At 63.0% G+C, this 26999-nt stretch carries 32 protein-coding genes; 10 read left to right on the top strand and 22 right to left on the bottom strand.

Annotated features, from left to right (window positions below):
* The first annotated feature begins 441 nt into the window (after positions 1-441).
* On the top strand, positions 442-750 hold the full coding sequence (locus tag SJY41_RS22565; RefSeq protein WP_262827252.1) for a hypothetical protein: 309 nt from the start codon (positions 442-444) through the stop codon (positions 748-750).
* Between the two features lie 289 nt (positions 751-1039).
* Here SJY41_RS22565 and SJY41_RS22570 read toward each other — a convergent pair whose 3' ends face one another.
* Genes SJY41_RS22570 through SJY41_RS22580 form a run of 3 tightly spaced genes read right to left on the bottom strand, consistent with a single transcriptional unit; the run spans position 1040 to position 1952 of the window.
* Positions 1040-1288 (bottom strand): GDCCVxC domain-containing (seleno)protein, encoded by a 249-nt coding sequence (locus SJY41_RS22570; protein ID WP_276589107.1) that lies wholly within the window; start codon positions 1286-1288, stop codon positions 1040-1042.
* Complete coding sequence (locus tag SJY41_RS22575; RefSeq protein ID WP_133192460.1) at positions 1285-1569, bottom strand: heavy-metal-associated domain-containing protein; 285 nt, start codon at positions 1567-1569, stop codon at positions 1285-1287. Before SJY41_RS22575 ends, SJY41_RS22570 begins: the two co-directional genes overlap by 4 nt.
* 8 nt (positions 1570-1577) lie before the next feature.
* Positions 1578-1952: a mercuric transporter MerT family protein gene (locus SJY41_RS22580; protein WP_262827253.1), complete on the bottom strand. Its 375-nt coding sequence runs from the start codon at positions 1950-1952 to the stop codon at positions 1578-1580.
* A gap of 69 nt (positions 1953-2021) precedes the next feature.
* Between SJY41_RS22580 and SJY41_RS22585 the strand changes: the two genes are divergently transcribed.
* Complete coding sequence (locus SJY41_RS22585; protein ID WP_262827254.1) at positions 2022-2447, top strand: MerR family DNA-binding protein; 426 nt, start codon at positions 2022-2024, stop codon at positions 2445-2447.
* Positions 2448-2655: 208 nt separating this feature from the next.
* On the opposite strand, the gene SJY41_RS22590 is transcribed toward SJY41_RS22585, so the two are convergent.
* A complete protein-coding gene (locus tag SJY41_RS22590) occupies positions 2656-2874 on the bottom strand; it encodes a hypothetical protein (protein WP_262827255.1) in 219 nt (72 codons plus the stop codon).
* A gap of 672 nt (positions 2875-3546) precedes the next feature.
* Positions 3547-3795: a hypothetical protein gene (locus SJY41_RS22595; RefSeq protein ID WP_380784529.1), complete on the bottom strand. Its 249-nt coding sequence runs from the start codon at positions 3793-3795 to the stop codon at positions 3547-3549.
* A 282-nt stretch (positions 3796-4077) separates the two neighbouring features.
* Here SJY41_RS22595 and SJY41_RS22600 point away from each other — a divergent pair, with 282 nt between their 5' ends.
* The gene (locus SJY41_RS22600) at positions 4078-5199 is read left to right on the top strand and encodes a tyrosine-type recombinase/integrase (protein ID WP_380784530.1); all 1122 of its coding nucleotides are present in this window, start codon (positions 4078-4080) and stop codon (positions 5197-5199) included.
* A 153-nt stretch (positions 5200-5352) separates the two neighbouring features.
* Here the strand turns inward: SJY41_RS22600 and SJY41_RS22605 are convergent, their stop codons facing one another.
* From SJY41_RS22605 to SJY41_RS22645, 9 genes are all read right to left on the bottom strand, one after another.
* A complete protein-coding gene (locus SJY41_RS22605) occupies positions 5353-6471 on the bottom strand; it encodes a PIN-like domain-containing protein (RefSeq protein WP_380784531.1) in 1119 nt (372 codons plus the stop codon).
* A 2-nt stretch (positions 6472-6473) separates the two neighbouring features.
* Positions 6474-7004: a hypothetical protein gene (locus SJY41_RS22610; protein WP_380784532.1), complete on the bottom strand. Its 531-nt coding sequence runs from the start codon at positions 7002-7004 to the stop codon at positions 6474-6476.
* Entirely contained in the window at positions 7001-8677 is a 1677-nt protein-coding gene (locus SJY41_RS22615; RefSeq protein WP_380784533.1) for a DEAD/DEAH box helicase family protein, read from the bottom strand. Before SJY41_RS22615 ends, SJY41_RS22610 begins: the two co-directional genes overlap by 4 nt.
* Positions 8674-11013 carry an ATP-binding protein gene (locus tag SJY41_RS22620; protein WP_380784534.1) on the bottom strand — a complete coding sequence of 780 codons (2340 nt, stop codon included), beginning with the start codon at positions 11011-11013 and terminating at the stop codon, positions 8674-8676. Before SJY41_RS22620 ends, SJY41_RS22615 begins: the two co-directional genes overlap by 4 nt.
* A 21-nt stretch (positions 11014-11034) precedes the next feature.
* The gene (locus SJY41_RS22625) at positions 11035-11478 is read right to left on the bottom strand and encodes a very short patch repair endonuclease (RefSeq protein WP_380784535.1); all 444 of its coding nucleotides are present in this window, start codon (positions 11476-11478) and stop codon (positions 11035-11037) included.
* Positions 11462-12403 (bottom strand): Eco29kI family restriction endonuclease, encoded by a 942-nt coding sequence (locus SJY41_RS22630; RefSeq protein ID WP_380784536.1) that lies wholly within the window; start codon positions 12401-12403, stop codon positions 11462-11464. Before SJY41_RS22630 ends, SJY41_RS22625 begins: the two co-directional genes overlap by 17 nt.
* Before the next feature lie 71 nt (positions 12404-12474).
* Positions 12475-13638 carry a DNA cytosine methyltransferase gene (locus SJY41_RS22635; RefSeq protein ID WP_380784537.1) on the bottom strand — a complete coding sequence of 388 codons (1164 nt, stop codon included), beginning with the start codon at positions 13636-13638 and terminating at the stop codon, positions 12475-12477.
* Positions 13625-13828: a CopG family transcriptional regulator gene (locus SJY41_RS22640; RefSeq protein WP_150290000.1), complete on the bottom strand. Its 204-nt coding sequence runs from the start codon at positions 13826-13828 to the stop codon at positions 13625-13627. The genes SJY41_RS22635 and SJY41_RS22640 overlap by 14 nt, the downstream gene beginning before the upstream one ends.
* A gap of 426 nt (positions 13829-14254) precedes the next feature.
* Complete coding sequence (locus tag SJY41_RS22645) at positions 14255-14911, bottom strand: hypothetical protein (RefSeq protein ID WP_380784538.1); 657 nt, start codon at positions 14909-14911, stop codon at positions 14255-14257.
* Positions 14912-15106: 195 nt separating this feature from the next.
* On the opposite strand from SJY41_RS22645, the gene SJY41_RS22650 reads away from it, so the two are divergent.
* Positions 15107-15769, top strand: coding sequence for a DUF4145 domain-containing protein (locus SJY41_RS22650; protein WP_380784539.1), 663 nt, complete (start codon positions 15107-15109; stop codon positions 15767-15769).
* Between the two features lie 42 nt (positions 15770-15811).
* Here SJY41_RS22650 and SJY41_RS22655 read toward each other — a convergent pair whose 3' ends face one another.
* The gene (locus SJY41_RS22655) at positions 15812-16096 is read right to left on the bottom strand and encodes a helix-turn-helix domain-containing protein (RefSeq protein WP_380784540.1); all 285 of its coding nucleotides are present in this window, start codon (positions 16094-16096) and stop codon (positions 15812-15814) included.
* 337 nt (positions 16097-16433) lie between these two features.
* On the opposite strand from SJY41_RS22655, the gene SJY41_RS22660 reads away from it, so the two are divergent.
* From SJY41_RS22660 to SJY41_RS22670, 3 genes are all read left to right on the top strand, one after another.
* Positions 16434-16640 carry a hypothetical protein gene (locus tag SJY41_RS22660; RefSeq protein ID WP_380784541.1) on the top strand — a complete coding sequence of 69 codons (207 nt, stop codon included), beginning with the start codon at positions 16434-16436 and terminating at the stop codon, positions 16638-16640.
* A 96-nt stretch (positions 16641-16736) separates the two neighbouring features.
* Complete coding sequence (locus tag SJY41_RS22665) at positions 16737-17024, top strand: hypothetical protein (protein ID WP_380784542.1); 288 nt, start codon at positions 16737-16739, stop codon at positions 17022-17024.
* A 6-nt stretch (positions 17025-17030) separates the two neighbouring features.
* On the top strand, positions 17031-17321 hold the full coding sequence (locus SJY41_RS22670; protein ID WP_380784543.1) for a DUF1488 family protein: 291 nt from the start codon (positions 17031-17033) through the stop codon (positions 17319-17321).
* A gap of 99 nt (positions 17322-17420) precedes the next feature.
* Here SJY41_RS22670 and SJY41_RS22675 read toward each other — a convergent pair whose 3' ends face one another.
* The 4 genes from SJY41_RS22675 to SJY41_RS22690 are packed head-to-tail and all read right to left on the bottom strand — an operon-like array spanning position 17421 to position 23435.
* A complete protein-coding gene (locus SJY41_RS22675) occupies positions 17421-17708 on the bottom strand; it encodes a hypothetical protein (protein ID WP_056626057.1) in 288 nt (95 codons plus the stop codon).
* 3 nt (positions 17709-17711) lie between these two features.
* Positions 17712-20978 carry an error-prone DNA polymerase gene (locus SJY41_RS22680; RefSeq protein WP_380784544.1) on the bottom strand — a complete coding sequence of 1089 codons (3267 nt, stop codon included), beginning with the start codon at positions 20976-20978 and terminating at the stop codon, positions 17712-17714.
* A complete protein-coding gene (locus SJY41_RS22685) occupies positions 20975-22759 on the bottom strand; it encodes a Y-family DNA polymerase (RefSeq protein ID WP_380784545.1) in 1785 nt (594 codons plus the stop codon). The genes SJY41_RS22680 and SJY41_RS22685 overlap by 4 nt, the downstream gene beginning before the upstream one ends.
* Positions 22674-23435: an ImuA family protein gene (locus SJY41_RS22690; RefSeq protein WP_380784546.1), complete on the bottom strand. Its 762-nt coding sequence runs from the start codon at positions 23433-23435 to the stop codon at positions 22674-22676. The genes SJY41_RS22685 and SJY41_RS22690 overlap by 86 nt, the downstream gene beginning before the upstream one ends.
* A gap of 304 nt (positions 23436-23739) precedes the next feature.
* Between SJY41_RS22690 and SJY41_RS22695 the strand changes: the two genes are divergently transcribed.
* On the top strand, positions 23740-24183 hold the full coding sequence (locus tag SJY41_RS22695) for a hypothetical protein (RefSeq protein WP_380784547.1): 444 nt from the start codon (positions 23740-23742) through the stop codon (positions 24181-24183).
* Here SJY41_RS22695 and SJY41_RS22700 read toward each other — a convergent pair.
* The gene (locus SJY41_RS22700) at positions 24180-24338 is read right to left on the bottom strand and encodes a hypothetical protein (RefSeq protein WP_380784548.1); all 159 of its coding nucleotides are present in this window, start codon (positions 24336-24338) and stop codon (positions 24180-24182) included. The two genes, SJY41_RS22695 and SJY41_RS22700, sit on opposite strands and share 4 nt — an antisense overlap.
* A 58-nt stretch (positions 24339-24396) precedes the next feature.
* Here SJY41_RS22700 and SJY41_RS22705 point away from each other — a divergent pair, with 58 nt between their 5' ends.
* Positions 24397-24666, top strand: coding sequence for an HU family DNA-binding protein (locus SJY41_RS22705; protein WP_380784549.1), 270 nt, complete (start codon positions 24397-24399; stop codon positions 24664-24666).
* A 50-nt stretch (positions 24667-24716) separates the two neighbouring features.
* Entirely contained in the window at positions 24717-25340 is a 624-nt protein-coding gene (locus SJY41_RS22710) for an SOS response-associated peptidase (RefSeq protein WP_380784550.1), read from the top strand.
* Positions 25341-25382: 42 nt separating this feature from the next.
* Here SJY41_RS22710 and SJY41_RS22715 read toward each other — a convergent pair whose 3' ends face one another.
* Together SJY41_RS22715 and SJY41_RS22720 are read right to left on the bottom strand one after the other, a co-directional pair.
* The gene (locus tag SJY41_RS22715) at positions 25383-26252 is read right to left on the bottom strand and encodes a toprim domain-containing protein (RefSeq protein WP_380784554.1); all 870 of its coding nucleotides are present in this window, start codon (positions 26250-26252) and stop codon (positions 25383-25385) included.
* 250 nt (positions 26253-26502) lie between these two features.
* The gene (locus SJY41_RS22720; protein ID WP_037533373.1) at positions 26503-26826 is read right to left on the bottom strand and encodes a single-stranded DNA-binding protein; all 324 of its coding nucleotides are present in this window, start codon (positions 26824-26826) and stop codon (positions 26503-26505) included.
* Positions 26827-26999: the final 173 nt, after the last annotated feature.

Raw genomic sequence — 26999 nt, forward strand, 5'->3', positions numbered from 1 at the left:
CGGCCCAGATACGGAGAAGGCCGCCCCTTGATGCCAGCGGCAACAGAGGGGAGGGCCATGTTGCGTCCGATATAGGCCTGGATGCATGAGGGTTCAAATAGGATTTGAAAGCCGGTCAGGGAGTTATCTAGCTTTCTTCGGGGGATGACCGCGCTCCTGCAACTCAACGTCGCCGGAACGACTTGGACATCGCGACCCGAAGATGCGCTGCTGATCGGCCAATTACGTCGCAGTGATCAACGCGGTCCGTGGCGCCATGCAGGCATGATCTGAGAGAGAGTGTGCCACGTGGCACACCTGCAACGTTTGCTGGGCGCCATTCGGCTGCGATTGTAGAACGCGCTTTGATATCGACGGCGATCGCGCGACCGGCTGTAGCGGAGAGAGGCCACAGGCGTTATCTTGAGATAACGATTTAACCTTGCCGCAGGAGGGTAGGATATGGCGACCCACGCGATAATTCAGCTTGGCAACCCCAAGGTGAGAAGGCGCAAGACCCGCTTCGGAAGCGTGACGGTGACTGCACCCGCGCCTTCCGAGGCGGTGGTCCAGCACAACGTGAAGGCCAGCACGCAAGCGCTCGAGCGGGTAACGGGACGTTTGGCCAAAGCCGGCGTTCGGCTTTACGCCAAGAAGGACGTGCCCCTCTATTCGCTCGACAGCGACAATCCCGAAGTGATGATCCGCAGGCTCAACGGTAAGGTCGAGCGAGGCAGCTTCGTCGATGGTACCTTCAGGGCGGCGGGTTGACGCCTGCGCTCAAAGCAAGCCGCCAAGTTCGTGAAACCCAAGATAAGCACAAACGCCCTTGCGATCAGTCCCACGGGAACGCCGTAAGGCAGGTATTGCGGTTTTCTTCTCCGCTGCCCTTATATATATAGAGTGAACCTGCGGCGGCTTATCGGGCGTGTCCGTTTCCCGAGAGGGTACTAACAGACTGGGGCCGCCCAAAAAAGGCGGCCCTTGGTTTATCTGCTCTCGAGGAGTGCCACTCCACGCGCAGATCATTCCCGGCGCTTGAAGATTTCATTTCGCGACTCTAGCCGCAGCAACTCGCCACGCCCCCGGTCAGCCGAGCCTCCTGAATGGGCGGGCATGGGATGTCGGCAAACGAACAGTAGACGCAGCAATCACCAGCGTTCGGCCGGAGCACTGCGGCACAACCCTTGCAGTCGTAGAAAAATTGGCACGCATTCGTCGGCATCGTCTCGGTTTCCACGTGTCCGCACTTCGGACAGGTAATCGTCGATCTTGGTTCGATCGCCGTCGCGTCAGCCCCCCGGCTCATCGTGTCGCAATCCGTGCGGGATAACCGACCTTGGTCGAGGCCGCCGCGATCCCTGCAGGCGTCGCGCGCGCCGGGTCGTAATTCACTGTCGCGATCTTGGTCGAGAAATCCACAGTAACGTGGGTGACGCCGGGCACGCGTCCCATCGCCGCCTTCACCGCGATCGGGCAGGTCGGGCATGTGAGATTGCTGACCGCAAACGTGACGCTTCGTTCAGGGGCGGCGATGGCCGCTGAGGGCAGGCAGAACGCAGCGAGTGTGAGCACGAGATGTCGGTTCATCGGGATTCCTAGTAGAAAACGGGTGCCCACCACCGAGTGGTAAGCGCGAGAATGACCAGCACGGCACCGAGCCAGAGCACTGTCCGGGTGAGCGTCCGGCGACGGATGCTTGCGCAGGCCCCTTCAGCGCATCTGTTTGGCTGCCCGTGATAGGCGTGCCAGAGACCTACTGTGATCAGCCCCAACGTCACGACCGCGAACAGCGGGGTGTAGGGCTCGAGCACAGCAAGATTGCCGATCCACGCACCGCTGACGCCGATCAGGACGAGACTAAGAGGCAGCAAGCAGCAGGACGACGCAAGCAGCGCGCCTGCGATGCCGCCTGCGGCGAGCCAGCCGGCACGGCGATCACTCAGGCTGCCGGATGTTGATGGTCGATCCATTCCAGGTTCCGATCCTTGTATGAAAAGACTATAGGGTCTGTAGTGACTACAGGTTCAAGAGGTATTTTAATGGTGATTGCGGGACGGTCCAGGAAGCGTGGCGACGTTGCCCGGCGGTTCGGATGCAACATCGAGACCGTGCGTCACTACGAGAAAATCGGGCTGCTCGACGCGCCGGATCGAACAGCGTCTGGGCACAGGCTCTATTCGGCCGACGACGAGGCGCAACTCGCGTTTATCCTACGCGGTCGTCAACTCGGCTTCTCGATTGACGAGCTGCGAGGGCTCCTGAGTCTAGGCGGATCTGGTTCCGAGGCCTGCGGCGAAGCCAATGCGCTCACGCAGCGTCATCTAGCCGACGTGCGCGCCAAGCTGCGCGATTTGGCGCGATTGGAGAAGACGTTGGTCGCGATCTCTGCGCAGTGTGAGCACGGCGAAGACGGCCTGGGCTGCCCCATCCTTGAGGCATTACAGGCCGGACCGGAGGGTCAATGACCTGTTCTAAATAGTGCCGCGACGTGCCTAACGCCTGCCCGGTCAGGGCAGCCCGCATCAGCCTAGCGATCGTCAACCGTGAGGGCAGCAATTTATCGAAGTTCCGAGGCGTGCCGGCGGGGTGTGGCCTGAAGCGGAGGTCCCGTCGACTAAGCGCTTGTTCCAAGCGCGCATCCCTTCGGCATTGTCGCCCGCTGGCCAAAGTCTGCTATTCGTTAGCGACAAGGCGTCTCTTCAGGTTCTGAGCAGCATTCTTCAGGGATCCGCCGCCCTTCAGCACCTGAGGCGCGATCGGTTTGGTAAGATCAACGCCCTTTTCCAATTTCAGGCGGCCGTTGAGCGCACCGACGCCGCGCACGGTCTGAAAACGACCTGTTTTCGGGTCACGAACCGAAGTGCTGGTTGAGGTAGGCTGCGCCCTGGCCATAGCTCAAATATACTTCGTCGCTCGCGCTGAAGATAGGTGTGCCACGTGGCACACCTCCTCTACCAGGAATTCAATCTACACGCACTCGCGCTGCAAATCGCTTTTTTCCTACAGCATCTAGATACGCCATACCTGCGGCGGTCTAGCGGCCCTATCCGTCTCCCCGAAGGGCATTCGCAGACCTGGGCTGTCGTCTGGGCCGCAGCGAACCCTCGACAATCGTTGCGCGACGTCGCACATCCACGCGGACCGCAGCATTGCGCTAACGGGGCTGCCGTGGTGATCGGTCGTCAAAAGCACGAACCGGAATGCTCATACGCGGAATGCTACTTGAAAAAGGTCCGGCTACACGCCGTGAGTTCGTGCTTTTGACGACCGTTCGTGCCTGACCAGCGTTGCGCAGAAAGCTGCATCCCGCATCCAGGACGAGCGCGTACGTCGGCGTTCCTCTGTCTTTTACTCGGACGATCTTGGCTTGTTGAGCGAGCAGGTGCGCGACACGGCCGACTCGTTGACCGGGATTGATGCGATGGCCAGACGGCACCAAATGGCGGTCGCAGCGGAGTTGGTTAGGGGTTAGCGTTCCGTAGCCGTAAGTTCGTAGCCGTTTGAAGAACCCGAGAAGATTTTGATTCAGGCCGACCTCATTATTGCCGCAGATAACGCATGAACTCAGCGGCGACCGTCTTGTAGGTAAAGCTGAAGTATAAGCGTTGGCATCAATCTTGGTGGAACGCCCTCGTCAAGCATCATTGCAAACATCTCATCGTCATTTGCCGTCGGTACAAGCCCCTCGATGACCAGATTAGCGCGCGCTTCCGCCAGATCGTCACGCCAAAGTGCAATTTGATCCGGTGTGCCACGTTCAAACGTCATCGAGCGGATCTTCGTTTGCATCTTAATCAGATCGACATCCCCCATTATGGGTCGCCTCCGCACGCTTGAGGGTGTCTTTGAACCTATACGACCGATGCAGATCGAAAAAGGAAAGTGTCAGCGTTTGCGGCGAACCGTGTCGCAAAGCTCATTCTCCGGGTCACACTCCGCACGTCATATGCCCCGCATCATAATTAGCGATAACGCTGATTCCCGCTAATTACATGCTGGCCTCAGATTGATCGGTCGGGTATCGATTCCGACGGATCCGGGACGGCTGCTCGCGCGGCTCTCTCGATTTGAATGAACGCAACGCAGGAGGTCGGCATGGCCGACGATGGTGGCATCGATGACGTGGCGCACGTCGATCCTTCGGATCTGGCTGGTATCGTGGCTGACGCACTGGTGGTGGTCGACCAGGTCCAGTCGCTCGAGCCTTATCTCCCGCAGCTTGCGCCCGACGATCGCGAACGGGTCGACGACTATGTCCGCCGGGCCTCGGCCGACGCGACGTTGCGCGCTTACAAATCGGATTGGCGGCTGTTCTGCGCCTGGTGCCAGGAAAGCGGTTATCGGCCGCTCCCAGCGACGCCGGCGACGGTCGCCGCGTTCCTGACGCTGCTCGCCGAGAGCGGGTTCAGTCCTCAAGAGCTTCGTCGGACGAAGCGCGGGACGGTGCTGGCGCGTAAGGAGCCGGTGCCGCTCGGCCGCGCGACTATCGGCCGGCGGCTCGCGGCAATCGTGTTCGCGCACCGCGCCGCCGACGTCGAGCCACCTACCTCCCAACCTGATGCATCGCGACTGGAGCGCGCGATGCGCGGCATCCGCAAGGACAAGCGCGGCGAGCTCCCCGGCAAGAAGCGACCTGCCGACGGCGACGTGCTGCGCGATATGGTGCGTGCGATCGTCGATGAGGATCTGCGCGGCCACCGAGACCGCGCGCTACTCGCCCTCGGCATGGCCGGCGCGTTCAGGCGTTCCGAGCTTGTGGCGATCACGGTCGGGCGCGTAAGCGAGGACAGCCGCGGGCTGCTGGTCCGCATCGCGAACTCGAAGACTGACCAAGAAGGCAAGGGCCACACCGTCGCGATCCCCGATGGTCGCAGGCTCGAGCCGGTGAGGCATTACCGCGCCTGGCTGGAGAAGGCAGGCATCACCAGCGGGCCGGTGTTCCGCAAACTGACACCACAGGGTCGGCTAACCGACAAGCCTATGAGCGCCCAAGGCGTAGCGTTGGTGGTAAAGGCGGCTGCGGTCGCTGCGGGCTACTCGCCCGAGCTCTTCTCAGGCCACTCGCTCCGGGCGGGCTTCCTCACCGAGGCCGGTCGCCAAAATGCCAACTTGTTCAAGATGAAGGAGCATAGCCGGCATTCTTCGCTTGAGATGGTCGCGGAATATGTGCGGGATCATGAACGGTTTCGCGAGCATGCCGGCGAGAGCTTCCTATAAACGACCTACACGAGGCTATTAATTAAAGACCCTCCCCAACTCCCGAACCCGTTGATATGCTGCACTCGAAAGGTCTAGATCCGACTTTTGCGCTATTTCGCTAGTTATAGTTTGATAAACCTTCGGATTTTGCTTCTGCCCAATTGTTGCATTTCAGCCCGTCCGTACATCCTCTGGGCTATTCGGCGTGTTTTCCGAGACGCCGGTGGCAAGTTTGCTCAGCTCCCCGTTTATTACGTCAAGTCGCGCGCGAAGTTGCGTGCGATCGGAGGAGAGCCGCTCGCCATCGAGCGTTGGGGTTCCCGAAAGGGTCTGGACAATGCGTTCGCGTTCATCCTCCAGTTGGGAGGTTCTGATGACGACGTCATTGGCGTCGTTCGCCTCTCGCAGGCGGCGCTTGGCGCGCTCGTCTCCAAGCAGGCTCTTTTCCACTTCGTCGACATTTTCACGGATTTCCTGATGGCGCTCGGCAGCTACCCGAAGGAAGTTCGTGAACTCATAAATCAGGAATTCCTGGCCGGCAGTTTCGCTATGAAATTCCTCCACTAACTCGGGGCGCGGCCCCAGCTTGCGCCCCCTATAGAGCCACCACCAATCCTCCTTCACGTCGTCGGAAATGAAGACGATCGGCCGCTTTTCCTCCTTAGCCTTGGCGATCATGTCCTTCCAGATGATGAGATCGCCGAACTTATCGAGATCACCGTCCTTTTTGATATCCTTGAACCCGGGCGGGATCTTCTTAGCGTATCGATCCTCGCCTTCTTTTTTGATCGCCGCGAAGCGATCAGCAGGCCACTTTTCACCCACTCGACCCTCCAGCAGAGCGGTTAGCTCGTCCATCGCGGTCTGGATCGCATCCTTGGGGTGCGATTGGGCCGCCGCGGCCATGCGGGCGTGGAAGTCGGCCTGAAAGGTCCCGATCGCGGCGAGTTCCCTTTCCACCTCAATGACGGGGTGCGCCCTTAACTGTCGGAGCTTTTCCTCGATTTGCTTCAGGAGACCATCATAGTCTGCGGTCAGACGCTGATAGGTGTCTTGAGCACCAAATTCGACGTCAAGACGGTTTCGATGAAACTCCAGGCCAACCTGGTACGGTATCCAGAGGGACTCGCGCAGGATCGTGAACACCCGAATTAGTTCGTTCCGGACTTTTGCTGGGTGACGCAGGCAGTGAAGCAGGACATTCGCGTCCGGAACGAATATCGCCGTCTCCCAAAGCGCGGCAATGTGATCGGCATCGCGGGTGTACCAACCGGGAAACTTGTCCTTCATTGTCACTCCAACCACGCCAGTTTATCAACCCCCAGAAGCGAGGCCGCCTCTCGAACCAGGGATCGGGATTTCTCGCTCTCGGTCTTGCCGCTCTCTAACAACACGATGCCGAAGGCGGAGTATGATCTTGCCGCGCGACTCCGCTCGAAGACAGCCATGAGCACCGATTTCCAATCTCGGCTCCGACCCCAGCCCACTATTCGTCCGTCTTCGAGCCGTCGACCATGAGGTTTGATAAAGGTTTGTAAGGATCGATCTGTTTCGGTCAGATCCAAAAGCCGCCAAACCTCGGATTCGTTCAAGGATAAGCGCGCCCTTACATATGGTTTCACCAGTGAGTCTTTGATGTAAACCCGGACCTTTCGGGCATCCATGACCTGGGCCAACTGACCGCCGATTGCTTTGTCGCGGGTCCACTGCTCATAGTATCGGGCGCGCTCGACGTCCTGCAGCGCCATCCAGCCGAGATCGTCGCATTGTTCCCAAAGCTTGTCCCGCATCGCGTCGCGTATCTTGGTTGGGATAGCCGTCATTGAATTCCCCCTCCCGCATGTGGCGGAGGAAAGTCGAACTCGGGCAGTTCAAGTGTCGGATCCCCCTCGCGCGTGAAGAGGTCCGCCTGATCTTTCATCCAGTCGAGCATGAAGCTGCCGGCACCCTCGTCGCGAAATTGGATCACACCGGGCAGGCGCAGGCGCTCGACATCGCCGCGTACGGCCTTTTCAAGCTCGACGACCTCGGCCAGGCGTCGCAGATCACTGACGAAATCGAGCACAACGACTTTTGTTTTCCGTGGACTAATTCTTAGCCCGCGTCCGAGCTGCTGCACGAAGATACGGCGGCTATGAGTGACGCGCATGAAGACGATCATGTCGACATCGGGGACGTCCACACCCTCGTTGAAAAGGTCGCGTGTGGTAACGACGTCGAGCGCGCCCTTGCGGAAATTGGACATCACCCGATCGCGCTCGCGGGGGGTCATGTCGCCGGTGATCGGTTCCGCCCTGAACCCGAAGAGGCGCAGCATTGCCGCGAAGCTCTTGGCGTGAGCGACCGACGAGCAAAAGATGATGGCGGAACGGCGTTCCTCCTCGTCGAAAGTCTCGCGGATCGAACGCGCCGCCTCCTCGTCGCGGCTCGGAAGGAGCAGCAACTTATTCAGTTGCGTGAGCGAGTAGCTGTTACGCGACTGGGAGCGCACGAAGGACCAGTCGATGTTATCGGCGAGGAGACGGTAGTCCGCCTCGCAAAGAAAGCCTCGGCGTAAGCCCTCCGCTATCCCGATGCGAACCACCGGCGGGCCCAGTAAATGATCGATGTCATATCCATCGCCCCGCCAGGGAGTTGCGGTCACACCTCCGATCATTGCATCGGTCATTTGGTCGGTGACCCGTCGAAAACTGTCCGAACCAACGTGATGGGCCTCATCGATCAGGACGACACCGAATTCGGGCAGCAGATCAAGCCGCGAAACGGCGCTCTGAACTGTCGCGAAGGTGATCCCTTCCCAAGCGCTGGGGAATTCGCCACCCATCATTCGGTGGGTCGGAACCCACTTGGGGAGTTGATCCCAGAACGCCCGCTGCAGCTGGTCGACCAGTTCGCGTGTCCCAGCCAGAACCAAAACCCTCGAGCCGGAAATTGCCTCATCGCGAAAGAGCTGCGAAACGCTTTCCGCCAACACCACTGTCTTGCCGAGCCCCGTGGCCAGCACGACCTGACCACGACCGGTCTCTCTTAGCGTGCCGATGAATTTATCGACGGCTTCCGACTGATAGTCGCGCAAGTCGCGTCTGCTCTGGGGATATTCGGGGCTACGCCGCGCCATCTCGAGCAGCGTCGCCGGCTCCAAAATGCCGATCGTTATGCCGAGAGCGGCCCAGCGCCGGATCGCGTACAGCATCGCCGGTCCCGCCCGCCGGCTCGTCGCGACGTAGAGACGGTCCGCTTTGTAATAGCGGCCGGCCTCGCCGACCTGATCCACCGCGCCTGCGGAGGGGTATCCGTTGGTGGTGAACTTACACTGGATAACCCATAGTTCTCCGTTCTTCACACCCAGGACGTCCGCGCCCGCGTCCCCCGCTCCACCAATGAGCCGCACATCGTCAAAACCGTTGCAGACGAGCAATCGGGCGATATCACGCTCAAACGCCTGCCACGAACCGTGCAGCAAGCTTTGGGTATTTAGGAACGGTTCGGGGATCACACGTCTGTGTCCGGTCTTAATAACCGCAGAGAACAGGTCGCCCGGATCACCGCGTCCCTGGAGGCACGAGCGAGATCGGCGGGTGTCTGATCGGCCAACCAGATCGCGTCGCCGAGGTAGGCGTCATACCGGGCCACTGCGGCGGCTTTCGCGTCCTTAGTAACGTCGCTCGCCCCGAAATCGAGAGACGCATAGGCGTCCTCCCAATAATTGCCGTCGAGGAACAGATCCGGATGGCGCTGGAAGAGTCGGCGAACAGCGGCACCGTCTGCATACTCCCAAAACCGACCGTCTTGGATCAGGGCGCGCGGGTCGGAGACGCCACGTCCGGCCATGCGGCGGGCGACACCCTCTTTTTCGCGCTCGGTCAGTTCCCCATACATTGTGTCCGTCGGCTGCCCGCTGACGAGGCCGGCCGCCGCACGGCAAATCTCCGTTAGCGTGTTGCCCGCGACCGCTATGATGTCCTGTTCATCCAGCTTGGTGTCGACACAATATTCGGCCCGCAGGTCGGCGAGCACATTCGCCACGGTTGCCTCCAAACTGTGCCCCTTGATGAATTCAATCGTGCGGTAGGTTAGGTCTACCAGCAGGGCATCCAGCGGCGTCATGGTCGTCGAGCGAAATACCTCGTGAGAGGTGTCGACGAGAAAGGCGTATGTCCGCGTCGCGACATCATCCAGCCGCACCGTCCAAGCCTGGCCAGTCGGAAGTTGCGGATCCGCCGGATCAACCGCGAACGCCTCGACATCGAATTCGGCCCGGTAAGTCGGATGAATGTATTTCCTAGTGAGCTCGAAAATCGGACGTCTCGCCGGAGGCGGCGCGGGTTCGGACGACGCCGGAGGCGGCGTGGTATCAGGTTGTTCAGGCGCGCCCGGCTCGCCGGGCTCGCCATCGCCACCTTCGCCAAGAAAGCCGTCCGGAATCGCCGCACCGTCACCGGTACCCGGCGTGTCGCCGAGAATCTTCGCGTCCTGCTCCTCAACGCGCTGCCACCATCGTTCGTCGGTGAGGTAGTCCGCGTCGGCAGCCGCGAAGAAACCGGCCATCTCAACGGCGCGATCGTTGTCCTGCACGACCATGATCCGAGACCACAGTCCGTTCTTTCCTTGCGGGCTGGTCCGCCGAAAGGCTTGGAACAGCTTGTAGAGCGGACTGTGGTTGCCCCCGTATCCCTTGAGCCTCGCCGCGTTAGGTCGAAGCGGCCCCTCACCGCGCACGACCCGGACCATTTCACCCCATGCCGGGTCGTCCCGCTCGAAGCGGTTCTTCGTGTAGCTAACTTGGCAGTGGTCGAGGTGGATTTCGCCGATGAAGCGGCCCCGACTTCTCGGATCGTCGATCGGATACTCGCTGTCCTGCGTTTCCCCGTCGTTCCAGATGAAGAGATCCTTGTTTCCGATCTCAATCTTTCGGCCATTGCGGATGAAGTCAATTCCGAAGTCGGATTTGTCGAGATAACGCTGCAGGCCGACCCAACCTCGGACCCTTCGAGGCGTCTCGACAATGGAGCAGGACGCGCTGCCGGTCGGGCATGACTCCTGATCGGATGCCAAGGTTCGCATACAATGCTGGCAGTAGCGCCGAGGCGCGAGCGCCACGTCGAACTGCTCAATGGCGTTGACGGTCGTTCCGTCCGGCAATTCAACGGAACGACTGGCGTCCCAAACGCACGGCCGCAACGGCATGACGCGAGCGCCGCCCAGCATGAGCCTTATCGTGCCCGCGTCAGAGTTAGAAAGAAGCGCCGAGTAGGTCTTCGCCAGATGTTTTTTGATCGTGGTGCGATTGTTCGCACGCGCCAGATAGGCCCTCTGCTCGGGCTTCAGGCGTGAAATGACAATCTCCGTGCCGTGATCGGTATGATCCGCCTTAGGACGAGTCTGACGCGGCACTCGATAATTGTTCGATGCGCGCAACTCCTCGAGATCGATGCGAACGCCTACTTGCTCGGGATCGCCGCTTCGGCTGGTCCAGACCTCAGTGACCACGCCGAGGCGCGCGGTAGCGATGTTGAAGCCCATGCCGAAGAGGCCAAGCTTCGAAAGCGGGTCGTTTCCGGTCCAGCCCGCCCGCAACGCGTTCTCGAGTATCTCGAGGGACATGCCCGGTCCGTTGTCTTTCACCGAGACGCGCGCCGCGTCGGTGTCCGCCATAGGTATGGTGACGGAAATTTCCGGTCGCGTGATGGGCGTCCCCGCCCTGGCGGCATCGATGAAGCCGTCGATCGAGTTATCGATCAATTCCGCGAGACAGCGCCACTGCTCGAGCGTGATCTCGCCCAGCATTTGGAGCACGCGTGGCGCCGGCGTCAGATCCAGTTCCTGCTGCATTCTAAAACGGCCTCCCCAATATCACGGTGGGGTCGCCAATGCTCCGCCAGCCGAGCGAACCACATTCACCAGTTCCGCGAGATGATCCTGGTCGAGCTGGCACTCCCAGATTTCGATCACTCGCCAACCCTGGTGCTGAAGCCTAGCCGCAACGGCTTCGTCACGCGACCGATTTCCGTTCAGCTTTGGTTCCCAGAAATCCTGGCGCGTTTTTGGTAATCTCGCGCGTTTGCAATTGGGATCGGGGTGTTGGTGCCAAAAGCAGCCATGGACGAATATCGCCATGCGTTTGCGGCGGAAGATGATGTCGGGTTTGCCTGGGAGATCCTTGGCATGAAGGCGAAAGCGGAGCCCGGCGGCGTGCAGGGTTTTCCGGACGATAAGTTCGGGCTTCGTGTCGCGTGCGCGAATGAGCCGCATCTGCGCGCTACGCTTTGGGTCGACCGCCTCAATCTTCGGCGCCACCCGCTTCCTCCGAACTGGGTCCTGTCGCGTCGCCGACAGGTGGGGTTTCGCTGCCCTCGGCGATCTCTCCATCCTGGCGGAAACCGCTCAGCATTTCCTCCAGCAGACTGGCGTGATCGGTGCGGGGCGGTGCCCGCTGCAGCGTGGCGTCAACCCGAACCTTGATCTCGTCAGGACTGATCGAGTCGACGAGCCGTGAGTCCAATGCCCATTGCCGCCCAGGATGCACGACGTCCCAAGGAGAGCGCTTGTTGGCCCGTGTGGAGGCGGCGTCACCGTGTTTGCTCATGCCCCAGCATGCTTTCGTCTCCTGGTTCCAAAGCGGCCAGAAGGTCCGGATCAAATGCTTTTCGGCAACGAGCTGCGCGTTAGTCGCGCACACGAGCCGCCGACAGCTGAAATCATCAAGAAGGATCGCGTGAAGGCCCGACGGTAGCCGATCGGCGTAACCGGCGACGGTGGCGATCGTGCCGGCGTGCTCCAGCAATCGCGCGGTGAGCTTCGCGCCTTGCTCGCGGGAATTGCTCGCATCATCGTTCTGCGGATCGGCCTTGCCGACATAGATCGGCGTTTCGGTGCCGGATATCGCCGCGTAGAGCGGATGAGCGCCGGTGTAGTAAATCGCGTAGACCCCCGACCCATACGCGGATTTGATCGTGCTCAGTGGAATCATCGGCTGCGCCAGCAACGCCAACGACACCATTCGGCCGACAGTCTTTGGATCGGAGGGATCGAAGGTTGCGGTGGGCATGCGAACGGGATCGGTGCGCGACCGCGCCGCCTCCACCGCGTTGGCGTGCGCGGCCAGGCTTTCGCGAATCCGGCGCACAACCGCTTGTGGCGGGTTGTCACCCGCCGCTGCGAGTACGCCGGCCAGCGCCTCCTCCAATGCTTTGATCGCGGCCCGATCGGGTGACAACGCCATCAATACCCCTTCAAATGCCTAAAGGGGCACGTAGTCGCAACTCAACCGTCTTGGTTCCCCACCAAGCCTTGTTAGGCGGCGCGGCGACGAGGAGCCAGCCCGACCTTGCGGGTGTTCAGGAGGCGGCGCAGCCAGCCACCGGCGGCCAAGGCGAGCGGCACCGGGACCGCGTTGCCCATTTGCCGCATGCTCTCGCTCCAAGAGCGCGGAAACTCGTAGGCGTCCGGCAAGCCGACCAGCCGAGCCGCTTCGCGCTTCGTGAAATAGCGCACAGACCCATCGTCTCGAACCATCATGTTCTCACCGCCGGGCACGCCATGGTCACCCGCCTTGAGGGCTTTCGCGGGCAAATCGAGCGGACTGCCCGTGTGTCCGGGATAAACCCGCGCGCCCGGCTGCAGAACATGGTTCCGCAGTCCATCGGGATCGCCAAGATCGGACAGTGCGTCGCGAACCGTGACCCAAGCCGCACCGACGGGCGCTACCTTCGTTTGCAGTAAACGTGCGACGGTGGCTTGATCCTGTCGAAGGGACGGCGCCTTACGCGGCTTGATACCGTGCCGCTTCCAATATTCGCCGGTGACATATTGCTCCCACAACAGGCGTTCGCGTGAATGGGTCGCGACCATCGGCATCGGCGTCACACCCTCGTTGGCCTGAGCGCCGAAAATCAGGACGCGATGCCGTATCTGGGAGGCGCCAAAATCTGCGGCGTTCACGATCTGCCAGCAGACCTCGTAGGCGCGCGGTTGCGAATTCGCGCGCAGCCGAGCGGTATGGTCAATATATGACTCGCCCGGTCGACGAGCCACCGACGGTCGTTCGAGGTGCGCGAGAATCCATTCGAGATAATGTCTGAATTTCGGACCGGCGAGATTTCGGACGTTCTCGAAAAGAAAGGCGCGGGGCGCACCGTCCCGGATCGCCCGAACCGCCTCGGGCCACATGTCGCGGAGATCTTCCTGGCCGAGCTTTTTGCCGCCGATGCCGAAGGGCTGGCATGGCGGACCACCGGAAATCAGATCAAGCGCCATATGCGCCGACCAATCGATATCGCGCACGTCGGTACGCTCCATCGGCCAGTGCGCGACGTGCTCGACCTTTCGATCACGATTATAATGCACTGTGGCTACCGCGTCTGAGTCGAACTCAGCCATAAGAAGGTGACGGAAGCCCGCCTGCGACATGCCGAGGGCAAGCCCTCCACATCCGGCGAAGAGTTCAGCGCTGCGCATCTTCGCCCCTTTCGAAATCCAATGGCAGCATCGGACCGCCCGAAGCCTGCTCCAAAAAACGTTCCACGGCCCGGCGAACAAGCCACGCGACCTTCACACCCTCGGCCTTCGCCAAACGGTCCAATTCCAACTTTTGCAAGCGGGACAATGTAGTCGTGACGCGTTCGGCGTCCTTTCCATCCTTGCCCATTTATGGCCTCGCAGCGATCCGCGGCATTCCGCGGCGCGGTCACTATGCCCTACTTGCTTCCGCTACTCAATACCGGCCGAGCCATTGCACATAACGAAGAACATAAGAAGAACAATCTTTTTGTCTCATTTGGGCTCGGCTACCCCCAGTCGGAGGAGCGTCTACGAGGTCGGCGCAACTTTCACGAGAGTCGGCGGGCTCAGCCAGATGCCAAGCGCTTTGTCGTTCGGCGAGTTATCACGGCGGAACTCCGTCTCGGTAGAGAATGCGGATGTGGACGAAAGGGAGATGCGGGGCGCGATCGCGTCGGCAAGGGGGTGCGAGGTGCTAATAGCGCACCTTTATGTTCGGAAGCGTCGGCGCCGCTACGGAGAGGCTGCAACCGAGTAGCCCGTGTCGTCTAAGGTTTGACCGCGAGCTTGTTCGTCAGTCGGTGATGTAGCCGAACTCGTCGAGAATTGCCCGCCACTCGTCGAGGGCGTCGCCGAACGCGACGTAGCCCGGTTCGGCTTCGGTGCTCGGTACCTGGCGCAGCGCGATGTCCCACCAAGCCACATCCTTGTGCTGATGCATGAAGCCGAACAGCTCAAGGCCGTCCTTGCATGCGTCCTTCGCCGCATGCAGCGGGTCGGGGACGAAGCTGGCGACCATCGCCGTGCCATTCTCCCATCCGGTGTCACGGTAATCGGCATGCTTGATCGTGTTCGCAATAGCCTCGATCGCCGACTGCCACGGCACGCGGGCGGCGATGAACGCTGGAAAGTCGTCGAGGGTCGCCATCCCGGCAGGGAGGGCCTTGCCACTCTGACGCACTTCGCGTGTCAGGGTCTTCCGGGTCCAGTCGCGAAGTGCGACCATTGCGACACAGAAGTCGAGCGCCGTGTAGACGACCGCCTCGCTATCACAGGGCCGCGACATGATCGCGTCTTCGTACCGGTCGAAGTTCCAGTCTGCCTTGCGGAACTTGTCCCACGGCGATCGGATTGAGGTGAGCAGTTCGGGGTGGTTGGCCCAAGGGTGCGGGCCGGATGTGCGGCAATTCATCGCCGAGGAGTAGCGGGTGCCGATGCGGCGGCGAAGCACTGATCATGGCAGGCGCATCGAATTATATTGCGGGTAAAGACGCTGACTTCGTAAGGTTGGTCCAACCGAAGGACCGTCCAAATGCCTATTAATCGCTCAAGCTGGTATCGCGTAACCAGCAAGAATTCTCTGCCGAGTCTGCCTTGCCCGTATTGCTCAACCGGCAAGCTGAAGCAACTTGGACAGCCCGATGTCGTGGAGCCAAAGTTCTCGGCTGACTATCGCACCAACAATCCCGAGGACTGGGAAGTCGACAATCTGGTCGAGCGCTGGTCGGCACGCCTGCGTTGCGATGAGCCCAACTGCGGCGAGATCGTCCATATGGTCGGTGACACCGACACCGTCGAGACGGACGTCCAGGATGAGGATGGCCAAATGTATTGGGGTGCGCGCGAGGACGTGCTGCGCATCCGAGCCGTGTTCCCAGCACCGCCGCTGTTTCGGATCTCGGACAGCGTGCCGCGCCGTGTAAAGCGTCAGCTCGAACTCGCCTTCCGCCTCTACTGGATCGACACCTCGGCCTGCATCGCCCGATTGCGTACCGCCGTCGAAGCCCTGCTCGACGAGCAGAAGGTGCCGAAGGAGCGGATGCTCACCAAGGGCCCGAACGCGGGCAAGATGCACCGGATGAACCTAGAGCAGCGGATCGACTCGTTCACCGCCGGCGCTCTTCACAACGCCCAACTGCAGGGTCTGCGGAACATCGGCAACCTCGGAACGCACGGAACCGATGACGTAGAGGAGGAAGACCTGTTCAACGCGATCGACGTGCTTGAATTCGCGCTAACCGGCATCTACGACACGAAGACGATCAACGCAAAAGCCGCTCAGCTGAGAAGCAAGAAGGCGGCGGATTGACAGCGGCTTAGGGGGCGTGCGCTGCTGCAGCGGCCGTGTGCCTCACAGTGAAACAGGCGGCTTGGGTCTGCGGACCCGCTGGGGCATGCGCTCCACGTCGAGCAACAGACCCTGCTCGTCGTTCTTGGCGTCGAGGATCTCTCCGAGGCTTTCGCCGAACCCCAGAACGAAGAAGGTCATGGCGTACGTGCCCAGCGCGACGGTCGGATCGCCTTTCTCCAGTTTGAGATACGTGCTCTTGGCTACACCGATGCGTTCGGCCATCATGACCACCGTGAGGCTGCGCTTTTTGCGCGCCAGGGCGATATCGGCGCCGAGCTTTGTCAAGCTGCGCCTCACGCGGGGCGGAAGTGTATCAGCGACGGTCGATCGCATTTAGCGTCTCATAAAAGCGCCCATATGGGCAATACGGAGGGTTATACACGACCTTATACCGGTCTCGATATATCGCGGGTTCTGCAACACTACTCCCAAACTTCAACAGTGCCGGTCGCACATGCCCGCTCGGCGGCACCAACCGACATGGCAATCTTATACGTAGCGTGGGCCGTGACCGCTTGCTCTTCCAGCTGCCGGCACCGCAGGGCGTGGTACGTGCAAGTCGCATGGCGCGGGGCTATGTCGTTGGTCTACCGATCGGACCGAGCAACCTTCACGAGGCAGAATGAAAGCCCTAGACGCCCTCAAGGCTGCACCCCCTGAGGTGCGCGCAGCAGCGCTTGCCGTTCTCGATCAGGTGTCGGCGCCATTGACCGACCGACAACTCGCCAGCGCCTTTCGCGCACATGGCATCGGGCTGCTCGATGCCAAACGCATGGCACGAGCCCTGCGCAAGCTCGATATCATCGCGGTCGCCCCTCGCGGCCCTTGAAGCTCGAGCATTGTGGGCTTCGGACTGGCACGGACGCGCCCTGTCGGGCTACATTCGAAGTCGCGCCAAGAACCAGACGCAAGAAGGTAGACGATCATGACGGAAGCGACCTGGGGTGAAAGCGCGAAGACGCCCGAGATAAACTGGCGGATGAGCGCGTCGCTCGAAAACGTCCCGCGCGGCGATAGCGACGTCGCTGAAGTCACCAACCTCGAGCGGGCAGTTCGGGATTGGCGGGAGCTTGACCCCCAGCATCAAGCCGCGGCCGTCCTGACGGTAGAGCATCCCGTCCAGATCGACGGCGCCTCCAGCACGACGTTTGCCGGAGAAAGCATCGCAGCACTGGCGGACCACCTGCCCGCTTCCAGCCCGACCGAGGAGTAAGCCGGCATGGCCAACCCCAGCGTCCGTTTCGAAATGGGGGACTATTACTGGGTTGCCGAACGCGAGAGCGTCGGCTTCACGGGTACCACCAACTTAGGAGCCGTCGAGTTCCTCATCACCAGCGAGGCCCTGACGCAGCTGCTTGATCCCGATCGCGATACGCTCGATTCCGAAACTGCCCTCGAGGTCTTCATCGAGTTCGAGAGTGACATTCACCGCATAGCACAGCGCGAGTTCGTCAAGCGGCTCGGCGGGGAGCCCCCGATCCTGCTGACTGCGGCCGACGTAGAAGGCTGAAGCCGCGGCGGAAGGAAGAGCCGGTCGAATCGATCCCTGGCCTCCGACGGGCGCCACCCCCGGAGGTGCCTCAGCCAACGATGCGGGCGGGACACATTCTCACTGATCCAGCACTTCCTCATATCGGCCTGCGCGACGTAGCTGACGGACAATGCCATTGAACGCAGCGGTCACGCCCTGTGCCCGGCCGATCTCGTTCTCCTGGCGCGCCGCGTCCCAGTAGAGCTCGAGCGGCCAGCGTTCCGGGCAATGCGGTAGCAGGCACCGCAGCGCCAGACGAACCTCCACGCCGTCCACGCGCGCGTCCGAGCAGCGGGCGACGCCGCTCCGCAGAATATGGACTGATAGCGCGATGACGACGCGCTGGTGGCGAGCGAGCTTTGCCATCGCTCAACGAAAGTCATGCGATTTGAAGCGGACGGCGTCCTCGGGATCCATGCCCTCAGCGTGCGGCGGCCAGTAGCAGTTCCGCGGCTCCGGCTTCCAACCCGCGTCACCCCGGTCAGGCGATCCGGCATGCTTGGCCCCATCGCCGCGGCCGGTCCGATGGGGGAACGACATCTCGCCCACGCGGTGCAGCAGGTCACCATGGTCGATGATCCGGTCGCAGATGACGTGGATCACCTCGCCCTCTTTCTGCACCCTGCCCTTCATGCCGATCATCGATGCGGACATGATAGTCCGGCGTTGCCGCTCGAACCGATCCGGCCACAGAATACCGTTGGCAATCCCGGTTTCGTCCTCGATCGTAATAAACAGCACGCCCTTGGCGGAGCCGGGCTTTTGGCGGACCAGAATGATCCCGGCGACCTCGACGTGCCGGCCATCCCGGATGTTCGCGAGTTCCGCGCATTTGGTCACGCCACGCCTGGCCAGCTCATCGCGAACGAACGTCAGCGGATGCGCCCGCAGCGACAGCTGCAGCGAGCGGTAATCCTCGATCACCTCGCGCCCGTCCGTCAACGGACGGAGTGCGACGGACGGTTCTCTCCCTTCGGCGCTGATCGTCTCTGCAGCGCGATCCGCAGCGGCGAACAGCGGCAGTGGCGCCTCGCCGAGGCCCCTCACCTTCCACAGGCCCTGCCGCCGGTCGGCGCCGAACGCGTGAAACGCATCGGCATCCGCGAGCTTCTCGATCGCGGCGCGCTGGACGCCGGATCGACGCCACACGTCCTCGATGGAATCGAACAGCGTCGTGCTGCGTGCGCCTACAATCGCGGCACCGTCGGCGTTCGACAGGCCGCGCACCTGGCGAAGCCCGAGCCGCACCGCGAGGTAGCGGCCGCCTGTCGGCTCCAACGTGCAGTCCCAGCGGCTCGCGTTGATGCACGGGGGCCGCACCTGGACATCGTGCGCCTGAGCGTCGCGCACGATCTGCGCGGGCGCATAAAATCCCATCGGCTGCGCGTTCATCAGCGAGGCGCAGAAGACGTCGGGATGATGATGCTTCATCCAGCTCGACGCGTAGGAAATCTTGGCGAAGCTCGCCGCGTGGCTTTCCGGAAACCCATAGGAGCCGAAGCCCTCGAGCTGGCGGAAGGTGCGTTCGGCGAAGTCGCGCGGATAACCGCGCGCGACCATGCCCTCGACCAGCTTTTCCGAGAAATGCGACACGCCGCCGGTGACCTTGAAGGTCGCCATGGCGCGGCGCAGCTGATCCGCCTCGGCCGGCGTGAAGCCCGCACCCACGATCGCGACCTTCATCGCCTGTTCCTGGAACAGCGGCACGCCGAGCGTCTTTTCCAGCACCGCGCGGAGCTCCGGCCGGGGATATTCGGGCTTCTCCAGCCCCTCGCGCCGACGCAGATAGGGATGAACCATGTCGCCCTGGATCGGCCCCGGTCGGACGATCGCGACCTGGATCACGAGATCGTAGAACCGTCGCGGCTTCATCCGCGGCAGCATCGACATCTGCGCGCGGCTTTCGATCTGGAAGGTGCCGAGCGTGTCTGCCTTCTGGATCATCGCGTACACCGCCGGATCGTCGTCCTGGAGGTCGGCCAGACAGACGCTGATGCCTTTGTCCTGCTCGAGCATGTTGAAGGCGCGGTTCATGCAGCCGAGCATGCCGAGACCCAGCACGTCGACCTTCATGAACTTCAGCGCGTCAATGTCGTCCTTGTCCCACTCGATGATCTGGCGATCCTCCATCGCGGCGGGCTCGATCGGCACCAGGTCGTCGAGCCGGTCGTGCGTCAGCACGAAGCCGCCGGGATGCTGGCTCATGTGACGCGGCACGCCGATCAGCTTGCGGGCGAGATCGAGCGTCAGCCGAAGGCGGCGGTCGGCAATGTCGAGATTAAGCTCGTCCACCTGCTTCTCGCCAACGCCTTCGGCCGACCAGCCCCAGACGAGGCCCGCTAGCGAGGAGGTCAGATCCTCGGGCAGTCCGAGCGCCTTGCCGACGTCGCGCACCGCACCGCGTGCGCGGTAGCGGGTGACCACGGCGGTCAGCGCCGAATGGTTGCGGCCATAGGTCTCGTAGATCCACTGGATGATCTCCTCGCGCCGCTCATGCTCGAAGTCGACATCGATGTCGGGCGGCTCGCGGCGCTCCCCCGAGACGAAGCGCTCGAACAGCAGCTCGTGCTTGATCGGGTCGATCGAGGTGACGCCGAGCACGAAGCAGACGCAGGAGTTGGCGGCAGAGCCGCGGCCCTGGCACAGGATGCCGCGCCGGCGCGCCTCGCGCACGATCGCATAGACGGTCAGGAAATAGGGCGCGTAACCGAGCTCCCCGATCAGTCGCATCTCGTGGCCGATCTGGTCGGTATAGGCGGCCGGGACGTTGCCATCGAACATCCGCTCGACCGCGTCGGTGGCGAGCTTCTGCAGCGCGTCCTGCGCGCTCAAGCCATCGATCAGCCGCTCGTGGGGATATTGATAGGCCAGCTCACCAAGATCGAAGGTGCAAGCCCGGTCGATATCGACGCTGGCGCGGAGCGCATCGGGATAGTCACGAAAGCGCCGGACCATCTCCTCCGGCGATTTGAGCGCGCGATCGGCGTTGATCTCACGGCGGTAGCCGAGCTCGTCGACGGTGCATTTCTCGCGCACGGCCGTGACCACGTCCTGCAAGAGACGGGCCTCGGGCGCATGGTAAAGGACGTCACCGGTTGCGACCGCGCGGACGCCGGCGCCGCCAGCCTGCCGCGCCAGCGCATCGATGCGGACGGCATCGTCCGGGCGCCGTCGCTGGAACAGCGCCATGTATCCGCGCCGCCCATAGACCGTCTTCAGGTCGGCAAGGCCTGCGAGGTTCGCTTGATCCGCCTCGTCTGGCAGCAGGATAGCGATGATCCCCTCCGACCATGGCTCGAGGTCGTGCCAGTGCAGCAGGCAGCCCCCCTTCCCCGCCCGCTTCTTGCCGACGGTCAGGAGCCGCGTGATACGTGACCAGGCGGGGCGATCGGTCGGATAGAGAATCAGGCGGCGCCCGCAGGACAGATCGACGCGCGTGCCAGCGATCGAGCGGACCCCAGTCGCCTTTTGCGCTTCCCAGGCGCGCACGACGCCCGCCACCGTACCGATGTCGCTGATCCCGATCGCCGGGTAGCCGAGCAGTGCCGCCGCCGCGAACAGCTCGTCGGGGCTCGACGCGCCGCGCAGCAGCGAGAAATGGGTGAGCACCTGAAGCTCGACATACGGCGCGCTCATGCGAACACACCGTGGATCCACCAGCTGAGATCGCCGGTATCGTCGTGAGTGCCGTCACCGCGGCGGAATACCCAGAAACGGCCGCCGGCCTCATCCTCGACGCGGTAATAGTCCCGGACCGCCCAGGTCTCGGCGTCGCGGCGCCACCATTCTCCGTGGATCCGCTCGGGGCCGTCGCCGGCGACGACCTTGTGCGCCTGGCCCCGCCACTCGAAGCGGCGCGGCGGTTGGTCAGGCAGCAGAGCGATGACGCCCCATAAGGGTTCCGGTCTGGCGAACAGCCGCACCGGCCGCCGCCATGTCGGCCACCCTGCCGGCATTTCAACCGGGTCGGCGCGCGCGACCGCGCGCTCCGGCACGTGGCTCGGGATCGGCGCGATCCGATAGACGGCATTCGCGCCGATGCGGCCGGCGACGACATCGACCAGCCGTGAAGGGTCACGCACCAAGACTTCGCCGGCAAGCACCGCCCCTAAATCGACCGCATCCAGCGGTTCGGTATGCGGCGCCACCAGCACGAATTGTTCGAGGCCCAATCCTGGATCGATGCGCTCGATCCTGAGCTTCATGAGGCGCAGAAGATGGGAGACGTCGCGTGTCGGCCGCGACGTGCCGACGGCAACCACCTGTTCGGTCCCGTCGACACACAGCCCCGACAGGCGGAGCGACCGCGCACCGAGCCCCCTCGCTTGCAGCACCGCGGCCAGATCGCCGAGCAGGTCCTCCATGACCTGCGCGATGGCCTCTGCCGTGCCGATCGGCTCCAGCAGGCGGCGCTCGACGGCCGGAACCGTGACATCTTCGCGCGGCGTGATCGGCTCCGCAACGCCGCCCAGCGCCTGATCGAGCCGAGTGATGGCGGGCAGGCCCAGCCGCCGCGCGAGCGGGCCGCGCGCCACCGGCAAAAGGTCTGCGATGGTTTCGAAGCCGAACCGCTTGGCCGCGCTGAGCGCCGTGCCGGTCAGCCGCAAGCCGGCGATCGGAAGCGGCGATATCGCTCGGACCGTACCACCGGCCGGCACGATCGTCAGATCTTCCCGGCCGTACCGGGCAAGCGCGTGCGCAGCACCGGGCGTGTCGGCGACCGCAACGCGCGCGGTAAACCCGGCACGCTGGCAAAAGGCGCGCAGGCGTCGGCAAAAGCGTTCTTCCCCGCCGTAAAGGTGATCGCATCCGGCGAGGTCGAGCCATAGGCCGTCGGTCGGCGTCGCGGCGGCAATGGGCGACCAACGCCGAACGGCAAGCAGCGCCAGGCGATCGAGCAGGACCGCGTCCGCCTCTGGTTCGGCGGGCCGGAAGTCGAGATCGGACACCAGAGCGCGGGCATGGGTCGCGGCCATTCCGACATGGATGCCGAGCGAGGCCGCCGCAGCGCACGCCGCCACGACTTCCTCACGCCGCCCGACCTTGCCGACAAGCGCCAGCGGAGCGTGAGCGGTTGCGGGCCGTGTCACGATCATGGCCGGTCGCGTGACCGACTGGTCCTTGTACGGATGGCTCGCGGCTTCCGATCGCCGCACGAGTTCGCGCATAGGCGGCTGTGCATGCGCCGGAAGCGCGGCTATCTGCCCGGCAACCTCGGCCTTGGTAGGCGATTGCGCCCGCGCCCAGCGCGCACCCGGCCGCCATCCGCCACCCCTCGGGACAGAGCATTCACCCGGATCGTCGTCGACCGGAAGCGGGAGCGCCGGCCGCTCAGGCCGCGGCGTGGCGTGCCGGTCCAGCCGTCTCAGCCGCTCGATGGCCAAGTGCGGCAGGAACAGCGAGACAACCCGTCTCATCGCACCCCTCCACGATCAATGAGAAGGACCCGCCGGTGCGTTGGCGCGCCAGCTCGACCGACCAACGGGCGCGTCCCACCCCGGCAACCGTGAGCCGCTGCGACGGGGCGCTGGCGATCCGCCAGCGCGTCCAGGCGGCGGAGGGCTCGCCGAGCGGGTCTTGCGAGCGGCCCCGCCAGCGTCGCAAGAGCAGCACGGGAATGTCGGCTTCGGCAGCGACAAGCTGCAGGCGGCGCGTGGCGACCATCGAAACCTTTGCCGTCTCGGCCACCACCGCTGCCGGCGTACCATCCCGGATCGCGTCCTCGACGACCGCCAGGAGAGCGGCGTCGTCCCCAGGCTGGGCGTAGATCACGTTCGCCGAGCACAACCCGGCTTCCGCCAAGCCGGGCGCGTAGAGATCGTTCCGGCAGCTTGCCCAAAGCACCGGGGCACGCATGTCTTGCGCTTCTCGCGCGGCGACACCGGCAAGGAACAGCGTGGCAGCCGCATCGTCGACCAGCGAACAGGTCCGTGCCGCGACCTCGTGCAACGCTCCAGCCCGGAGCCCTCCCCCGTTCAGCCGGTTGTCCAGGTCACCCACGCCGAATGGCAGTACACGGTAATCGGCGATCGGCATGGCGATGCTTCGTAGGTGCGCAATGCTCTGGGGAAGCGAATCGAGGGCGGCTGACATAGTGGCTAGACTCTAGATGTTCGCTTTATGTTCCGTTACCGCCGGCGATCGGTCAACGGGGTTTATGTCTGTTGGATCGAGTCTTTGCGCTTGACGGCAGCCAAGGGCCGAACGGTACGGGGTCGTAACGAAAACGGTCTGCTCAGCGCGATCCACAGTGGTTTGGCGGGATAACCGAGTGCGACCACGGGAATGACGCGGAGAACTCCAAGTACGCGTTGCCAAGAACGGCTACGCAACAGACCAACAACAAACCGAGAAGATTTCGCTTTCGTTCTGCCCCCGGCTGACTCATAGAATCAAGATGCCGATCCGCCCTGAAAACCGCTGGCTCTATCCGATCGACTGGCCGCAGCTTTCGGACGTGATCCGGTTCGATCGGGCCGGCGCACGCTGCGAGCATTGCTCGAGACCGCATATGCGGCGCGTCGTGCATCTTGGTGACGGCCGCTGGTGGGACGCCGAAGCCGCGTGTTGGCGCTCCGGCGGTGGCAAGCGGATCGCGCTCAAGGGCGGCTTCGTCCTCGCGTCGGTGCGAACGACCTATGTCGTGCTGGCCTGTGCGCATCTCGACCACGATCCGGGCAACAGCATGCCCGGCAATCTCGCGGCGCTTTGCCAGCGCTGCCATATGATCCATGATGCGGCCGAGCATCGATGGCGGCGTTGGTGGAACGTCTTTCGCCTGTGCGCGATCCGCGACCTCTACGAAGATCCGCGCGTCACGCGAGAGCGCAGCGCGCGTTAGAAATCCAGCCTGCGGCTTTGCATCGGCTCGGCCGCCAGCTCGGCGATCGCCCCCTGCCCGCACCCGGGCTGATACACCTCGACCACGTCATGATTAGCCAGTTTGCGGACCATCAGGCGGGCGCCCGCGACGTGCGCCTCGTCGAGCAGCATCATTGTATCGTCGCTCGCCATGGCTAAGGTCCGGCCAGTTCCACAAGGGAGAGTAAGTAGCATGAACATCGGTGAGCTGGCGAAGGGTGTCGCTGGGACGACAGGCACGAGCGAGGCGCAAGCCAAGGCCGCGATTGCCGCCGTGTTCGAGCAGATCGCAGGCGCGGCCGCCAAGGGCGAAGAGGTCTCGATCGCCGGCTTCGGCAAGTTCTCAGTAAAGGATCGTCCTGAGCGCCAGGGCCGCAATCCGTCGACCGGCGAGGCGATGACGATCGCTGCATCGAAGAAGGTCTCGTTCACGCCCGCCAAGGGCCTGAAGGACAGGCTCTAAGACCAGAGGGCCGGCGGGCGAGCTCGCCGGCACCACGATAGGGTGCTCGGATGTGCAATCGATACAGGCTGACGGCAAAGCAGGCGGAGATCGCCGCGACGTTCGGCATCCGCCCGCCTTACGAGCCCGACGAGACGTACCCGGTCCCCGACATCTTTCCAACGGGCAAGAAGACGCCGTTCTATGGCCAAGTGGTCATCCAGGACGGCGCCGACCGGAAGATCGAGCGGATGGAGTGGGGTGTACCGACCCAGGTTCCGAGTAAGCGCGACGCAAGCGTCAAGCTCACCAAGTACGTGACCAACGTGCGCAATCTCAGTTCGAGCTTCTGGCGGTCGATGCTGACAACGCCGGCGCGTCGTTGCCTGGTGCCGGTCACGGCGTTCTCCGAGTTCGGGATCGCGCCTGGCGAGGACGGAAAGAAACCGCTGCACTGGTTCGACGTGCCTAGCCGCCCGATTTTTGCGTTTGCCGGAATCTGGCGGCCGACCGATCGCGGAAATGCTTACGGGTTTTTGACCACCGAGCCGAATGCGATCGTCGCGCCGATCCATCCAAAGGCGATGCCGGTCGTTCTTCACGACGACGATTACGATCGCTGGCTATCGGCACCATGGGACGATCTAAAGGGGCTCGTCGCCCCCTACCCATCCCAGTTGATGCGGCTTGGCTGACGCGCCCATGATCCCCGTAATCCAGCTGCCGCCGTTGCAGTTTCATGCGCTTCGCTGGCGCGCGCGCCAGGCATCGTTCCAGTCGTCGTGATGCTCGGGCACGCGGCTGATGAGCTCGCGCCCGTTCGCTGTCAGGTGATCGCGTGCCTTTTCCAGCAGGCGGTCGGCCGCGCGGCCTCGATCGCCATAGACGATCACACGGCGGACCTTCTCCGGGATCGCCACGAAGGCCATTCGTTCGACACCGCCCAGCGCCCATGTCGGCGTTCCGAACCATTCGGTCGCCGATCGGGCGTCCTCGATCCCCTCGGCGAGGCCCAACTCGTGCGTAGCGGGCGCGAGCCGGATCGCAGCTGTGCCGAGCAGACCGAGCGCAACCTTCGGCTTGGGGATGGGCTTTCGCAGCACATCGCTCGGATCGAGAAAGGTACGTTGAACTGCGACGAGACCAAGGTCGTTTTCGACCGCGGCAATCATCGCGGGCATGACGCGTCTGTCGGCGCCGGAGCCGAATATGGTCGCCGGGTTGAAGCGCAGAGCCTTGGGATAGGGCGCGGAGAGGCCACGGGCGGCGAGATAGTCTTCCGCCAGCGTGCCAGTGATCGGCACGCTGGCGTTCCAGAGACGCACGGCGAGCGCCCCCATGTCGCGCTTCGGCTTGCCCTCCGGCATTGCCACCGCAGAACGGTCATGGAGCTTCCTGCGCTGAAGCGCCTTCAACACCTCAAACGCTGTACAGCCGGCAAAACAGTGGAAGAGGATCGCCGAGTCGCCGAGGCGGACGGACAGGCTGGGCGAGCCATCGTCATGGGCGGGGCAGCGGCATTCGCCGTGCGTGCCACGCCATACCCCGCCGAGCTGTTCGACGATGTTCTTGGCTCGAATTTCAGCATCGAGCGGTAGTCTCGCCATCGGCCATGTCCTGTGAAGCTGGTCGGTTTCGGTCACTTTTGGCCTCCGGAAATATCACCGAAGGCACAGGCGGCATCCTCCACTCTGGATGGTCGGCAGGAGACGGTCGGTCGCGCGCTGCGCGACGATCTGCTTCGTCCAGGGGTCGACCCAAGCGAGGATCGTCACCCCACCGGGCCGAGACCGCGAGCGGGCTTGGTCGCAGCGGAGCGGAGGTAGAGCCGTGCATCCAAGCCGCTCCCGCCCCCCATCAGCTATGTTCCGCTTCGGCCTTGGTCAGGATCGAGAAAGTGTCGGCAATCAGTTCGGTGCGGTAGGAGACTTCGTTGCCCTCGCCGTGGTTGCTCTCGCGGACCCGGCCGGTGACATGCACCAGATCGCCCTTCCCGGCCGCCTCGACTTGGGGGCCGACGTTGGAGAAGCACACGACGCTGTTCCACAGCGTGTCGGTCTTCCAGTCGTCGCCATCGCGCCGGTTATAATTGGCGGCGACGCTCACATAGGTGACCTTCTCGCGCGCCGTGATTTTGCCGATGCGACCGATGATCCGGAACTCGGCAATATTCTGTGGCATGATATTCTCCTTGGTTGATGTTGGGGTCGGATCCGGCGGGCCGGTGCGAGCCTAGTCGCGCTCCTCTTGGCGGTGCCGAAAGTGGTAGCGCGTGACGTTCTCGGGCGTCGCGTATGTGTCGTAGGCCTTCGTCCAGTCGTGCCGGATGGCCTGCTGCGCCGTCCGAAGTGGCA

The sequence above is a fragment of the Sphingomonas sp. R86520 genome (assembly GCF_042466285.1).
GTDB lineage: Bacteria > Pseudomonadota > Alphaproteobacteria > Sphingomonadales > Sphingomonadaceae > Sphingomonas.